General features: G+C 60.7%; 15 protein-coding genes. 5 read left to right on the top strand and 10 right to left on the bottom strand.

What is annotated here, in order from left to right; all coding sequences use genetic code 11:
• Positions 1–11: 11 nt before the first annotated feature.
• Complete coding sequence (locus tag NSJP_RS10000; protein ID WP_080886765.1) at positions 12–2,357, bottom strand: sensor histidine kinase; 2,346 nt, start codon at positions 2,355–2,357, stop codon at positions 12–14.
• Between the two features lie 115 nt (positions 2,358–2,472).
• Positions 2,473–2,865, bottom strand: coding sequence for a DUF1844 domain-containing protein (locus NSJP_RS09995; protein ID WP_080886764.1), 393 nt, complete (start codon positions 2,863–2,865; stop codon positions 2,473–2,475).
• A gap of 162 nt (positions 2,866–3,027) precedes the next feature.
• On the opposite strand from NSJP_RS09995, the gene mazG reads away from it, so the two are divergent.
• Together mazG and NSJP_RS09985 are read left to right on the top strand one after the other, a co-directional pair.
• Positions 3,028–3,882 carry a nucleoside triphosphate pyrophosphohydrolase gene (mazG, locus tag NSJP_RS09990; protein ID WP_080886763.1) on the top strand — a complete coding sequence of 285 codons (855 nt, stop codon included), beginning with the start codon at positions 3,028–3,030 and terminating at the stop codon, positions 3,880–3,882.
• Positions 3,879–4,496 carry a hypothetical protein gene (locus NSJP_RS09985; protein ID WP_080886762.1) on the top strand — a complete coding sequence of 206 codons (618 nt, stop codon included), beginning with the start codon at positions 3,879–3,881 and terminating at the stop codon, positions 4,494–4,496. Before mazG ends, NSJP_RS09985 begins: the two co-directional genes overlap by 4 nt.
• Positions 4,497–4,498: 2 nt before the next feature.
• On the opposite strand, the gene NSJP_RS09980 is transcribed toward NSJP_RS09985, so the two are convergent.
• From NSJP_RS09980 to hemE, 4 genes are all read right to left on the bottom strand, one after another.
• Positions 4,499–4,912, bottom strand: a complete 414-nt coding sequence (locus NSJP_RS09980; protein ID WP_080886761.1) for a hypothetical protein — start codon at positions 4,910–4,912, stop codon at positions 4,499–4,501.
• A 5-nt stretch (positions 4,913–4,917) separates the two neighbouring features.
• Positions 4,918–6,375 carry a protoporphyrinogen oxidase gene (hemG, locus tag NSJP_RS09975; protein ID WP_172834270.1) on the bottom strand — a complete coding sequence of 486 codons (1,458 nt, stop codon included), beginning with the start codon at positions 6,373–6,375 and terminating at the stop codon, positions 4,918–4,920.
• On the bottom strand, positions 6,372–7,319 hold the full coding sequence (hemH, locus tag NSJP_RS09970; RefSeq protein WP_231989361.1) for a ferrochelatase: 948 nt from the start codon (positions 7,317–7,319) through the stop codon (positions 6,372–6,374). Before hemH ends, hemG begins: the two co-directional genes overlap by 4 nt.
• Before the next feature lie 92 nt (positions 7,320–7,411).
• On the bottom strand, positions 7,412–8,437 hold the full coding sequence (gene hemE, locus NSJP_RS09965) for a uroporphyrinogen decarboxylase (RefSeq protein ID WP_080886758.1): 1,026 nt from the start codon (positions 8,435–8,437) through the stop codon (positions 7,412–7,414).
• A 391-nt stretch (positions 8,438–8,828) separates the two neighbouring features.
• Between hemE and NSJP_RS09960 the strand changes: the two genes are divergently transcribed.
• On the top strand, positions 8,829–9,803 hold the full coding sequence (locus NSJP_RS09960) for an acyl-CoA desaturase (protein WP_172834269.1): 975 nt from the start codon (positions 8,829–8,831) through the stop codon (positions 9,801–9,803).
• Positions 9,804–9,819: 16 nt separating this feature from the next.
• On the opposite strand, the gene NSJP_RS09955 is transcribed toward NSJP_RS09960, so the two are convergent.
• From NSJP_RS09955 to NSJP_RS19515, 4 genes are all read right to left on the bottom strand, one after another.
• Positions 9,820–10,293 (bottom strand): hypothetical protein, encoded by a 474-nt coding sequence (locus NSJP_RS09955; RefSeq protein WP_080886757.1) that lies wholly within the window; start codon positions 10,291–10,293, stop codon positions 9,820–9,822.
• Between the two features lie 9 nt (positions 10,294–10,302).
• Complete coding sequence (locus NSJP_RS09950) at positions 10,303–11,172, bottom strand: DMT family transporter (RefSeq protein ID WP_080886756.1); 870 nt, start codon at positions 11,170–11,172, stop codon at positions 10,303–10,305.
• Positions 11,173–11,256: 84 nt separating this feature from the next.
• Positions 11,257–11,460 carry a hypothetical protein gene (locus NSJP_RS09945; RefSeq protein ID WP_080886755.1) on the bottom strand — a complete coding sequence of 68 codons (204 nt, stop codon included), beginning with the start codon at positions 11,458–11,460 and terminating at the stop codon, positions 11,257–11,259.
• Positions 11,461–11,488: 28 nt separating this feature from the next.
• Positions 11,489–11,665: a hypothetical protein gene (locus NSJP_RS19515; protein ID WP_172834268.1), complete on the bottom strand. Its 177-nt coding sequence runs from the start codon at positions 11,663–11,665 to the stop codon at positions 11,489–11,491.
• Positions 11,666–11,792: 127 nt separating this feature from the next.
• Here NSJP_RS19515 and NSJP_RS09940 point away from each other — a divergent pair, with 127 nt between their 5' ends.
• Both NSJP_RS09940 and NSJP_RS09935 read left to right on the top strand, forming a co-directional pair.
• Positions 11,793–12,116 (top strand): FmdB family zinc ribbon protein, encoded by a 324-nt coding sequence (locus tag NSJP_RS09940; protein WP_080886754.1) that lies wholly within the window; start codon positions 11,793–11,795, stop codon positions 12,114–12,116.
• Positions 12,117–12,118: 2 nt separating this feature from the next.
• Positions 12,119–12,991: a substrate-binding domain-containing protein gene (locus tag NSJP_RS09935; RefSeq protein WP_080886753.1), complete on the top strand. Its 873-nt coding sequence runs from the start codon at positions 12,119–12,121 to the stop codon at positions 12,989–12,991.
• Positions 12,992–13,003: the final 12 nt, after the last annotated feature.

The following is a 13,003-nucleotide window of genomic DNA, read 5'->3' as shown; positions in this document are numbered from 1 at the left end:
GCGAGCACTGCTCAGACCGGCAATTCGAACGTAAAGATCGCCCCTTTGGGATGGTTGTTCCCCGCTTGGATGTGCCCTTCGTGGTCCGTGATAATACGGCGGACGATGGCCAATCCCAGCCCGGTCCCGGTTTTCTTTCGCGTGAAATAGGGCACAAACAGTTTTTCCTGGTCTTCCAACGCAATACCGCTCCCCTCGTCGGCAATGCTCACCACGGCGCGACGACGTTTCGTGTCATATTGGGTGGTGAGCCACAGCCGGCCCTTTTGACTCATCGCCTGAATGGAATTGTCCAGCAGGTTCACCAGCACCCGCTTGATCTGCTCCCAGTCGAACTTCAACGGAGGCAGGTCCTCGTCCAGCGAAACGACCAGTTCGATGTCTTTGTGGGCGCCCCGATACAGGGCGACTACCTCGTTGATGACGTCGTGCAGCGACTGCTGCACCAGTTGCGGCGCCGGCAATCTGGCGAACTTCGAGAATTCATCGACCATGTGCTTCAGGCTGGTGACCTCGTTGACGATGACGTTCGTCGATTCGTCGAATACGCGCTCGAAGTCCGAGGCCTTCTCGAAAAACTTCTTGCGCATGCGCTGGGCGGACAGCTGGATGGGGGTGAGCGGGTTCTTGATTTCATGAGCCACCCGGCGCGCGACCTCCTGCCAGGCCGCGACTTTTTGCGCCTTCAGCAGTTCCGTCAAATCCTCGAACACCAGGACAATGCCCAAGTCCTGGTTCATTTCGTCCTTCATCCTGGAACCGTGCAAGGCGATCGTCAGGAACTTCCCCTCGACCTCCGCGGTCCCATCCATCGTCAGGTCATCCCGCTGATCCACCAGCATGCGGTCGTAGAGCGTTTGAAACAGCGTGAGTCCGAATTCCTTGAAGACGTCGTTCGCGGATCGGCCGTGAAAGCGGTCGGCCGAGATCCCCAGGATCCTTTCGCCCGACGGATTGAAATTCGTGATGATCCCGTTTTTCCCGATCGACAGGAGACCCGCCGCAATGGTCGCCACGACGGTTTCGATATAGGCACGGCGCCGGTCCAGCTCGAGATTGTTCTGCCGCAGCGACACGTTTGCGGCCTCGATCGCGGATTTGCCGCTCTGAAGGTCCGTGGTCATGCGGTTGAAGGACTCGATGAGCGTGCCGATCTCGTCCGTGGCCTTGGCGTCGATTCGCACCGACAAGTCCCCCTGAGCGATGGCTTCCGTGGCCTCGGCCAGCCGCTGAATCGGCACGGTAATGCTCCGAGCCACGTAAAATCCGAACCAGGTCGCGCCAAAGAGAATCAGGACCGTGATGACCGCCACGAACAAATAGGCTCCGGCCTTGATCGGATTCTTCATCGCCTTGATCTGCTTGTATTCCTCATACTGACGCCCGATCCCGTCCATTTTGGCCAGCAGCGACTCCGGAACGTAGGCGTCGACGAGGACAACCCCGCCGACTTCGCCGCCGCGGCCGCTGGCGGCAATGGGAGCCGCGGCCCTGACCAACCGTCCCGTCGGCGCTTCCTGGACCGTATTGTTCTCCTGCTTGCCGTTGATCGCCTGCAGCACCAACTGGCCCACCGGCAGGTCCAGCACCCCGGCCGGCACATCGGGATCCAGCGATCTTGTAAGTGTTTCCATCTTCGCCGAATAGACCTCGATGCCCGCCACGCCGAATTCCACCCGTTTTCTCGCCATGGCCGAAATCAGGATGTCCCTCTGTGCCGGTAACAGGAGATCTTCGCGGAAAATTTCATGGCTGATCGCCCTGGCGCTGTTGACGGCCAGCGTAATATGGCCGGCGTGCTGCATGCGGGCCACTTCGTACGAGTCGCGCATGACCCGGTCAATCTGGTCACTGAACCACACGTCCACCGCCTTGTTGACCAGCCCGCTCGCGACGAGGGCGAGCAGCACCGTGGGAATCAATGAAAACCCGATGAAAGCCGCCACGAGTTTGGTGCGGAATCCTGAACCGATGAGCCGGTGCCGCCGCTCGAAGTAGGCTTTGATCAGGTTGCGGGATAGGAGCAGGAGCAGAACGACCACCCCGATCAGATCCAGGTTGATCAGCAGGAGAACGAGCGCGTAGCTGGTCGTCGGAATGAACGAATCGCTGTCCTCTCCTCCCGGAACGACGACTTGGGTGTAGTAGAAAGTCAGTGCGAGACAAGACACCAAGAGCAGGAAGACGACGCGGACCGGGCGGAAAAAATGGCGTGTCCGGCGCTCGGGCTCGAGCACGGCGGGCGCCATCCCCATCGGCCGGAGGGGAACATCCGCCCGCATACCCTGCTCCGCAGCCTCGGAAGGTTCGGTGGAAGGCCACGTCGGAGGTCCGGTTTGCTTCTGAAAGTCATTCATGGCCGGCCGCCCGGGGTGATCGAGCCCTGGGACGAAGAGTCAAGAACTCCTACTATAGCGGATTTATTCGCTCGTCTCAAAACGCCGCCGGCAGGGAGAGGATGATGAACGGAGGTTATGTTCCGGCACTCAGGCTGACGTACTTCATACGCAGGGCATAGAGCATGTCCCGCAAGACCGCTTGCTCTTCGGTCGTGAGGTTTCCGACAGTCTTCTCTTCCAGAATCGACAGAAGATCGATGATTTCCTTGGCTTGAGGCAGGTTGACGGGCATGGCCGGCTGCTGGGGATCCAACTTCTCCCCCATCAGCATCAACGAAGAGCTTCCCAGGGAAATGACGAACGACGCGAAGGTGACGGGGATGTCGTGAGCCTGCCCCGGATCATCCGGCGAAACTTTGCCGGCAGATTCCGCCCAGAGAGGCGGCGGCGTGGCAGCGGGCTGTTCCGTCGATCCGCCCCCTCGTCGATCTCGAACGACGAACCCCTCTTCCTTGTCGGTCGCCATAGACACGTCCCGAAGGCCACTCTCCAATTCGTCTCACACGCACCGCTCGCGGAGGGTTACCCTATCATAGGGTTCTCAGAGCGTGCAAGGCGCGCGGCGCATTGAAGCGCCGGTGGAACCGGGTATAATGACGCGCGCATCGACCTGACCGCGAGACCGAGCATGTCAACACGGTTCGACAAATTGGCGCAGCTGATGGCCGCATTGCGGGCACCGAACGGTTGTCCGTGGGATCGCAAGCAGACCCACGAATCCCTCAAACCGTATCTGCTCGAAGAATCCTATGAAGTGCTGGACGCGATCGATCATCAGGATCGCGCGAAGCTGTCCGAGGAATTGGGCGATGTGCTGCTGCAAGTCCTCTTTCATGGTCAAATCGCCTCGGAGAACGGCGCCTTCACGCTCGACGACGTGTTGGATCGACTGGCTGACAAATTGATTCGCCGGCATCCGCACGTATTCGCTCCCGGAACGAATGAGACGACGCCCCTCAATTCGGACCAAGTCCTCACCCGGTGGGAGGACATCAAGAAGGCGGAACGCCGGGCAGCGGGACGGCCCGACTCCGTGCTGGACGGCATACCCGCCGCGCTACCGGCGCTGCTCAGGGCCTATCAGATTCAGGCCCGAGCCTCCCGGGTCGGATTCGACTGGAGCCATGACCAGGGAGGATTCGAGCAGGTGCTCGCCAAGGTCGAAGAGGAAATCCGTGAGTTGCAAGAGGCCTTCCGCCTGCCCGAGACGGACGAAGCGTCTTCCACCCGACAGCGGGACATCGTCGCGGAACTCGGCGACGTGCTGTTTTCGCTGGTGAATCTGTCCCGGTTCATGAAGGTCAATCCCGAAGACGCGCTTCGCCTCTCCGTCAACCGCTTCGTCGAGCGCTTCCGATTCATCGAGCGAGAAGCGTCCCGAACCGGACGAAGCGTGGGAGAATTGTCATTCGATGAGATGAACAATTTGTGGGAGGCCGCCAAGCGAGGCGGCTCGGCTCACGCCCAGGACGATCCTGCATGAGCGACCAACCGGACCCGTACGAAGAAGGCAAGCGCGCCGGAGTCCATCCCTTGATCGTGGTATTCGCGGTCCTGCTCGGCTTGTGGCTGTTCGTCGCGTTGATCGTGCCGAGTTCAAAAAATAAACAAGCGACCGGCACCGAAGGACCGGCCATGCCGATGATCGAGGATCCGGAAGCCGCCCCGGTCATCTTTAAAGTCGAAGCGACAGTGCCGGACATGAATGCCGTCAGCCTGGTCGTTCCAGCCCAGGCTACCGAGAGCCAGGTCGTGGGTTTGTTGAAGCGACTCAAGAAGGAACGGCTGGCAGGCTCATTGTCCGATCTGATCCCGGCCACGACGCCGGGGCACAAGCTGGGGGATCATGCCATCGCGGACATTTACGTAACCTCCGATCCCAAGTACGCCAAGTCGGAGGTGATCAGGACCCTCACGCGCGGCGCCCATGCGCCTGGCGGGCTCTATCCGGACGCGGTCCCGTTCGAAGTGGCCATGGAGGAAATCAAGGGCCACTACCGCATCGATCTCCACAACACGGGCGCGCCGGACACCGGTTCGGTGGGATTCGCCGACGAATCAGGCGTCCATTCCAGGCACTATCGAAAAATCTTCTGAGGTCAGACGCCGGCACGCGCCTTGACTTCGGCCAGCAAGACTTGGCGTTCACGCTCGAACCACTCGTCCAGCTGGGCGAAGAGATGCGCCTGCTGCCCGGTGAACGGTTCGATGACGACGTCCCGCCGATCCGACAGAGTGCCCTCGGCTTCCGCGATCTTGAGCTTTTCGTCGGCAATCCGACGCGACAGCGCTCGGGCGATCAGCAGGTGCTGCCCCGGCGATCCGGTCACCTGGCCCAGCAACCGGCCTTTGATGACGTCGAGTTCTTCGGCAATGGCGACCTTGACGCGTACCGCGTGCGGCATGCTCCAGGATACCCGCTGGACCGCATAGTCGTAGGAGAACACCGGCTCTCGGGGCTCGCGAAAGGGGCCCGTCACCTCGAGGACGGTCAATTTGTTGTCTGTCGCCATGCTTTTCACATCTCCCTCACTCGTTCTCCTGCCAAATGTCGGACGACGCGGTCGGCCGCAATCGCTCCGGCGCGGATACAGTCGGGAATGCCCACGCCCCGGTATGCCGAGCCGGTCAGCACCAGCCCGCCAAACCGGCTGAGGGCCCTCTCGATTTCATCGAGTCGTTCCAGATGTCCCAGCACGTACTGCGGCATCGCCTTTGTCCAGCGGTTGACTTCGACGTACGTCGGCTCGGCGGCGAGTCCGCAGATGCGCTGCAGCTCGGCACGGACCCGGGTCACCAGCGAGGCATCGTCCAGCTCCAGCACGGATTCACGCCCGACACCTCCGAGATAACAGCGGACCAGCACCTGGTCGGACGGGGCGCGATGAGGCCACTTCAACGACGTCCACGTCGCCGCGATCAAGTCTCGTTGCTCGACGCGCGGAACGACGAAACCGAACCCCTGCACCCCCGGCCCCACCGCCGACGCAGGATACGCCATCGCGACCGTCACCGTCGAGGCATAGGGAATCTGTTCCAACAGGCCGCCCGCAAGCGGCGTCAACGGCCGAAGCAGATCCGCCGACACGAAGGCCGGGGTCGCCAGAACCAACCCGTCGACCGACAGCGCACTGCCCCCGCTCAACATCACGTCATAGGTCCACCGGCCCAACTCATGGGATCGAACCCGAAGCGATTCCACGGATGTACCGCTTCGCAGCATTACACCCCGGTCCGTCAACGACCGGCGAAGCGCGGCAACGAGATCTTCCAGCCCGTTCTTGAGACTGACGAACATCGTCCGTGTACGTCCATTTGCCCGTGAGACGGTCGCCTCGGCCCTCGTGGCCAGCATCCCGCGAATGACGCTGCCGTGGGTCCGCTCGAGATCGGGAAACCGCGGGAACGTGGCCTTGATGCTCAGCTGTTCGGCGTCGCCGGCATAGATGCCGGCCATCAGCGGCTCCATCATGCGCTCGAACGCTTGACGGCCGAACCGTCGCCTGAAAAAGGAGGCGAGAGATTCGTCTTCTTTCGAACGTCCGGCCGGCAAGATCATATCCATGCCCATGCGAAGCAATCCGGCAGGGCTCAACAGACCGCTGCGGAGAAAGGGACCGACTTGGCCCGGCGTGATGACCACCAGGCCTTCGGGCAATTCCCGGAGGCGGCCCTGGGAATACACGCAGGCTTTCGTGGTGGTCTTGTTGGTGTCGATGATCTGATCGGTGAGACCCAGCTTGTCGATGAGTTGCAGACCGGCAGGCTTTTGGGACAGAAACGAGTCGGGGCCGGCTTCCGTAACCAATTCGCCGACCCGGTGGGTTACGATCTTTCCGCCCCATGAGGAGCTGCGTTCGAGAACCGTGCAGACGACCGGTATGCCCGCCTGCTGTGAACGCTCCAGTATCGAAAATGCCGTCGCCAGCCCTGAGATCCCTCCTCCGACGATGGCGACGGTCTTGAGCGCGGTCACGACGTGAGCGTCAGCGAGGATTCATGGGCGGCCAGCACGTCCATCAGCGTCTCCACCAGCGCAAGCGAATCGTTGAGCATCGGCATGCGTTCGAGACGCATGCCGAGCCCTGCGGCCAACTGCCTCAATTCGATGTCGATGTCGTACAGCGTCTCGACATGGTCGCACAGGAATCCAATCGGGGCCACCAGCACGTGCCGGTGGCCGGCCGCGCCCAGCTCGTGGATCCTCGATTCGACCGTCGGCCCCAGCCATTTCTCTCCCGACCGGCCCTGGCTTTGATAGGCGAAGCCCGTCGGCTGGCCGCCTAGCTGTGCGGTGACGGCCTCCACGGTGCCCCGGACTTCATCCGGATACGGATCGTTCATTGCCACGATCCGCTCCGGTAGGCTGTGGGCCGTGAACAGCACGGGAATCGACGGCCTCGTTTCGAGAGGAAACCGCGCCAACGCCTGTTGGATATGGTCGGCAATGGCGTTGATAAGGCGGGGATGCTGATGCCAGCTGCCCACGTAACTCACGGGACAGGTGCCTCCCAGAGCAAGCCGGGCTTCTTCCACCTTCTTGCGGTAGGCCCCGGTGCTCAGCGACGATTGTTGCGGCGCCATGCAGAGACCGATGACGTGCTCCGGCTCTTCGCGCAGCAATTCCGCGTAGGTGTCACGAATGAAGGGGTGCCAGTGCCGCAAGCCGACGAACACACGATAGCGAGCGCGCGATTCGTTCAACCGCCGTTCGAGCCGGGCCGCCACCGATTGTGTGATGTCGACAGCGGGAGACTTGCCGCCGGTGGCTCGATACCGCTCGCGGATCTCTTCGACCAATTCTGGCGGCGTGGGACGCCCTCTGCGCACGTCGAGCAAGAACGGCTCTACGTTTTCCAGTTTGTCCGGTCCACCCATCGCCATCAGCAACACGGCGATAGGACGTTGGGCGTCGTTCACAATCCCCTCTTCGTCACGTTCTCTGGTGGCAGCGGACCGCCCGGCAGCTGTACCTCGCCGGTCGTCCATTTATCGCGAAAGGCCGAGGACCTCTACTTCATGCTCAGCTTGTGGACCATGCTGATGGCGGCTTCGACGTGTTCGACGGGCGTCGTCGGCAGGATGCCGTGACCCAAATTGAAAATATGGCCGAGACGTCCGGCTGCACGGCGCAGGATATCCTCCACCCGCCGCTCGATCTCGCCCAGCGGACCGTACAATGCGACAGGGTCCAGGTTCCCCTGCACGGCGCGGTCATGGCCGATCAGGGACCAGGCCTCGTCCAGCGGTACGCGCCAATCCACGCCGATGACGTCGCCGCCCGCTGCTCGCATGTGCTTCAAAATAGCGGTTGTGCCGGTCCCGAAATGGATCATGGGAACGCCTTCACGTTTCAACCCCTCGAAAATCAGCTGCACATGAGGGAGCACGTACTCCGTATAATCCCCGGCCGAGAGACAACCCACCCAGCTGTCGAACAGCTGGACGGCCTGGGCGCCCGCCTTGATCTGACGACGGAGATAGCCCGTCACCACACGGGCCAGCTTGTCCATCAGCTTGTGCCAGACATCCGGTTCCCGATACATGATCGACTTCGTCAGGACATAGTTTCGCGATCCCCCTCCCTCGATGGCATAGCTCGCCAAGGTAAACGGGGCTCCCGCAAATCCGATCAACGGCACCCTCCCGTGGAGAGCTTGGCGCGCCTGACGGATCGCGTCGCACACATATTCCAACTCCCCCCCCTCGATAAGTCGCAACCGCTCGACATCCGCCCGCTCCCGGACCGGATTGTGGATCACGGGCCCTTCTCCCTCGGCAAACTCCAGATGCAAACCCATCGCTTCGAGCGGCAGTAGGATGTCGGCAAAGATAATCGCGGCGTCGAGGGGAAACCGCTCAATCGGTTGCAGTGTCACCTGCGCCGCAAGTTCGGGAGTCTTGCACAGTTCGAGCATGGAGTGCTTCGCGCGAAGCGACCGATACTCGGTCATGTACCGGCCCGCTTGCCGCATGAACCAGACGGGGGTGCAATCGACCGGCTCGCGCCGGCAGGCTTTGAGAAATCGATCGTTCATAGCTGGGGCGGCATTCTAGGAGGGCCCTGCGGAATGTGTCAAATGGTAAACGCCGATCAGCGATGGTCGCCAGGCTTCATCGCATCAACCAAAATGCGCAGCATACTAAAGCAGTTCGGCGAATTAGTGGACAGGAAAATCCTTTTAAGTATAATGACTTGCAGGGTTGGCCATGCGGTCGGAATCGCCCGGTACCATTTGTCCTGCATTGCATGTATAATGAGCTCCCGTCATCGATAGGGTCCGAAGAACGCGAAACGTGAGCCTCTTCGTGATCCGGCTTCTGCGGCCTGCCTTGATTCACCAAATAGCTGCCGCGGTTCCACTGAGCCATACGGGATGTCGTCTGTGTCCGGCAGATTCTCTGTCGGATTTAGCTGGAGGTACCAGAATGTCCGACGTTCGCACCTTGCGCCCGACCAAGGTCCAGCATCTCTGGCTGACGTTCGTCCGATGGTTCGACTCATGGGCCGGACTCGAGTACATGAAGACGGACGGGACCCCGAAGATGGATTGGTTCCGTTGCATCCCTCTCATTGCCGTCCATGCAATGTGTCTGGGCGTCATCTGGGTAGGCGTCAGCTGGGTCGCCGTGACAGTCGCCGTTGCGTTTTACGTCGTTCGAATGTTCGCGATCACCGGTTGGTATCACCGGTACTTTTCCCACCGATCGTTCAAAACCACCCGGGCTTGTCAGTTCGCCTTCGCAGTCTTGGGCGGGTCATGCGCCCAGCGCGGGCCGTTGTGGTGGGCGGGTCACCATCGCCATCATCACATCGCCTCCGATACGAAAGACGACGTTCATTCTCCGCGTCATGGAGGTTTTCTCTGGTCGCATATGGGCTGGTTTACATCGCAGACGCATTTCCCTCCGCGGCTGAAGGGGATCGCGGACTTTGCAAAATACCCGGAACTGCGCTTCCTCGATCGATTCGACATTCTCGTGCCGACCATCGCGGGGTTCGGAATGTTCGGCCTGGGCAAGCTGTTGGAAATCTACGCCCCGGAACTGGGAACGAACGGACCTCAAATGCTGATCTGGGGATTCTTCATTTCGACGGTGGCCTTGATTCATGGAACCTGCACGATCAACTCCCTGTCCCACGTCTACGGTTCACAGCGCTATGACACCGGAGACGACAGCCGCAACAACTTCATTCTGGCGCTGATCACCCTGGGCGAGGGATGGCACAACAACCATCACTATTATCCCGCTTCGACGAGACAAGGATTCTACTGGTGGGAAATCGACATCACCTATTACGGGTTGAAGGTGATGGAATGGCTCGGGCTGGTCTGGGACATCAAGGACGTCCCGATCTACGTGCGCGAGCAAAAGAGCAAACAGGAAGCCCTCGCCGTCTGACCCGGTCGTCTCCTCGCTAGATCCATTCGGACTCTTCGCCTGAACGCGGCCGATCGACGACAACCCGATCGGCCAACGCCTCGCGGATCGCGCGGCTCTGCCCGTCGATCGTTGCCCGTCGCTCCTCGGCTACCACCCATGCATCGTCGGGCTCGAGTTCGAAGCGGAAATGATTCGACCGGCCGGAGAACCATTCCACGTACGGATGCGGGACGAGATTGGGATGCGGATCGAATGAAATCAGGTTAACCGTGCCGATCTGCGGATTCTCCATGTCGCCGATGACCTGCGCCGCCGTATCGTCTTCTTCGAAGCGCCGGTTGCGGAATTCGATGATCTCCCCGGCGATATCAGCCTTGAAATTTCCCTTCAGAAACAGGTCCACCGGACCCACCGCGGCCAATACGATTCGCCCGATCACGGTCCCTTCGACCCGGTTGTCCAGAAACCCCTCCCGCACCCACCGGCCGTTGCCGAATTTCTGTGCCATCGTCCCCCCTTACGCAGTCGCGGCCGCGCCGCCGCGCTCCGCATCCGCGCTGGCGCCGGATGCCAGCGCACCTACGACGACCGCCAGCAGGATCAGGCCACTGCCGAGCCATCCTTGGGCATCCAGTGTTTCACCGAGAAAGTACCAGGAGAGCCAGGCGGCATAGGCCGGCTCCGAGGCAAACACGAGCGCGACCTGCTGCGCGGGAACCAACTGCTGTGCCCACATCTGAACGGCAAAGGCGCCGGTCGCCAGTCCGCCGGTCACCCCCAATCCAATCAGCAGCACGGCGGTCGGGGCGAAGGCCTCGACGGGCGCGTCTTCCCACCACATTGCGGGAATGAACAGCAATGTCATGGCCGTCATTTGCCACAACAGGAGCGACGGCGCATCAAACAGCCGGGAAAATCGTTCAAGACAGACGATGTGCGCCGCGAAGGCCGCCGCGCAGGCGAGGGTCATGAGATCTCCCACGCTCATCGTCGTGCTGGGTTTGACCAGCAGCCACAATCCGACCGTGGCCACGGACGTGGCCAAAATGATCCGTCGATCGAATCGCCGCAGGATCAGCGGCACGATCACCACATAGAGGGCTGTAAGGAACGCGCTATTGGAGGCGCTCGTATACCGCAATCCGACGGTCTGGAGAAGGTAGCCAAGAAACAGAAACCCGGTGGCGATGGCCGCCGCGCGCAGCATTCCCCGGTCATACCGCAACCCATGGCCTGCCGCCGCAAACCATCCGGCGACCAGCACCGTACCGAGGAAAAATCTCAGGAAGAGGAAGGACAGCGGGGGAATCTGTTCCAGCGCCGCCTTCGTCGCCGGAAACGTCGCACCCCAGATCAGGGTCGTGAGCAGGAGCGCGAGACGAGGCATGTTGAAATGCCAAATGATGAATTATGAGTGCTGAATATAGCCGGAAATTCAACGTTCATCATTGACCATTCACCATTTATCATCCTACGGTCTGCACAGCGGGCACCGGCGTTGGTCCGTGGTGCCCGCCTGTTCCATCGCCGCCAGGGCGCGCTCTTTGTCGGGGTAGTCGAACCAGCCGCCGGCCCAATAGTCCGTGGACGATTGCGTCGACGGTACCTCCGAGCAGCGATCATTGTGCAACGTCACCCGATCGATCGAGCGTGCGATGTGAATCCAATAAATCACGTGGGATTAGAAGGGAATGGGCCGTGTGTCAGGGAAGGAGCTGCCACTCGTCCTTTTCAATGAACACTTTCACACCGGTTTCGAGTTTCTTGACGTCGTCTTTTTCGAACAGGCGAAAATAGCGTTCGATGCGATCATCGTCATCAATCCGTTCTTCCTGCATCATGCCATTGTGGCCCTTGTATCGCCGAATCAACACCGCCATCGCACGTCCTCCTCAACACTCCTTATGAACCCCTAGTCTCCGAACCAGGCAGGTGTGGTACAATACGGCATCGTTCGACAGCCGGTCAAGAGTCGGCGCGGGTGGAATCTCCAGCAGGAGCGATCACATGCCCATTTATGAGTACCGTTGCGGCCAGTGCGAAAAGGTCTTCGAGGCGACCCAATCGGTCCATGCCAGGACCGAAGACACCGTCTGCCCCTTCTGCCAGGCCCAGGATGCCACGAAACTGCTGTCGTCCTTCGCGTCCAAAGTGGTCGGCACCCATAAGACGGGATTCGCCGAAATGAAAGCCTACAACATGCTGAACGAACGCATGGACAAATTTTCGAAGCTCCCCCCGGTGATGGGTACCAGGGCGATGCCGCCGTCCGATCTGTTTTCCAGCCTCGAGACACCCCCTGCGCCTTCCAAACCTTCTCAAGAAAGTTGACCATGTTCGGCGAGGCGATACGCAGGCTTCTCCACCGGCTGTTCGGTCCGCGACCGGCATACCTGCGGGGCGCTTTTGCGGTTCTTGGACTCGGCTTGTGGTTGACCGTCACCGGCAGCGCCACGGCCGAAGTGTCCGGCAATCTGATCATCGCAGGCAACGGACCTGAACAGCCCATTATCGAATTGTTGGTGCGGGCGTTCGAAAGAGCGAACCCGCGTGCGTACGTGGACGTCGTCTGGGACGATCACTCCAAAGCGGTCGAGATGGTAAAGACGGGAGAGGCCCATCTGGCCGTCACGGGCTCCGAAGACGGCGGGCTTGCCTCGACGCAGATCGCCTGGGACGGCATCGGTATTTTGGTGCATTTGTCCAATTTCACGAAAGAAGTTACCAAACAGCAGGTTGCCGACATTTTTTCCGGGAAGGTCAAGGAATGGTCCGAATTGGGCGGTCCGGAAACCAAAATCCTGTTGATCGACCGGCCGCGAAACCAAAACGTCCGCGACGCTTTTGAATCGGAGCTCGGCATCACGGGCAAGATTCCGGATACGGCCAAGGTGATCGCCAGGGACGACAAAGTCGTCAAGACGGTCGTCGGCACCCTGCCCCCCTTGTCGGCCGTGTCCTATATCTCCCTGAGCCAAGGCTTATCGGTGGTCTCGGGAGGCGTGGCGGTCCGCCTCCTCCCGATCGACAAGGTGGAACCCGAGGTCCCCACCGTCAAGGATGGCCGCTACCCGTTACGCAGGCCGGTGTTGTTGCTCTCGCGGAAGGAACCCAACCCGCTGGTCGAAGCCTTCATCCAATTTGCCCTCTCACCTCCGGGACAGCAAATCGTGACCGAAGCCTACGTTCCCGTGACACGGAATTAAATCCCGGCTTTT

This window comes from Nitrospira japonica, from assembly GCF_900169565.1.
Taxonomy (GTDB): Bacteria; Nitrospirota; Nitrospiria; order Nitrospirales; family Nitrospiraceae; genus Nitrospira_C; species Nitrospira_C japonica_A.
The sequence above is the reverse complement of the archived record's forward strand: the minus strand, read 5'-3'. Positions and strand labels throughout refer to the sequence as shown.

Bases quoted from the DNA above. Each gene is read 5' to 3' on its own strand.
- NSJP_RS10000 (WP_080886765.1), bottom strand. From the start codon at position 2,357: ATGAATGACTTTCAGAAGCAAACCGGACCTCCGACGTGGCCTTCCACC.
- NSJP_RS09995 (WP_080886764.1), bottom strand. From the start codon at position 2,865: ATGGCGACCGACAAGGAAGAGGGGTTCGTCGTTCGAGATCGACGAGGG.
- mazG (WP_080886763.1), top strand. From the start codon at position 3,028: ATGTCAACACGGTTCGACAAATTGGCGCAGCTGATGGCCGCATTGCGG.
- NSJP_RS09985 (WP_080886762.1), top strand. From the start codon at position 3,879: ATGAGCGACCAACCGGACCCGTACGAAGAAGGCAAGCGCGCCGGAGTC.
- NSJP_RS09980 (WP_080886761.1), bottom strand. From the start codon at position 4,912: ATGGCGACAGACAACAAATTGACCGTCCTCGAGGTGACGGGCCCCTTT.
- hemE (WP_080886758.1), bottom strand. From the start codon at position 8,437: ATGAACGATCGATTTCTCAAAGCCTGCCGGCGCGAGCCGGTCGATTGC.
- NSJP_RS09960 (WP_172834269.1), top strand. From the start codon at position 8,829: ATGTCCGACGTTCGCACCTTGCGCCCGACCAAGGTCCAGCATCTCTGG.
- NSJP_RS09955 (WP_080886757.1), bottom strand. From the start codon at position 10,293: ATGGCACAGAAATTCGGCAACGGCCGGTGGGTGCGGGAGGGGTTTCTG.
- NSJP_RS09950 (WP_080886756.1), bottom strand. From the start codon at position 11,172: ATGCCTCGTCTCGCGCTCCTGCTCACGACCCTGATCTGGGGTGCGACG.
- NSJP_RS19515 (WP_172834268.1), bottom strand. From the start codon at position 11,665: ATGGCGGTGTTGATTCGGCGATACAAGGGCCACAATGGCATGATGCAG.
- NSJP_RS09940 (WP_080886754.1), top strand. From the start codon at position 11,793: ATGCCCATTTATGAGTACCGTTGCGGCCAGTGCGAAAAGGTCTTCGAG.
- NSJP_RS09935 (WP_080886753.1), top strand. From the start codon at position 12,119: ATGTTCGGCGAGGCGATACGCAGGCTTCTCCACCGGCTGTTCGGTCCG.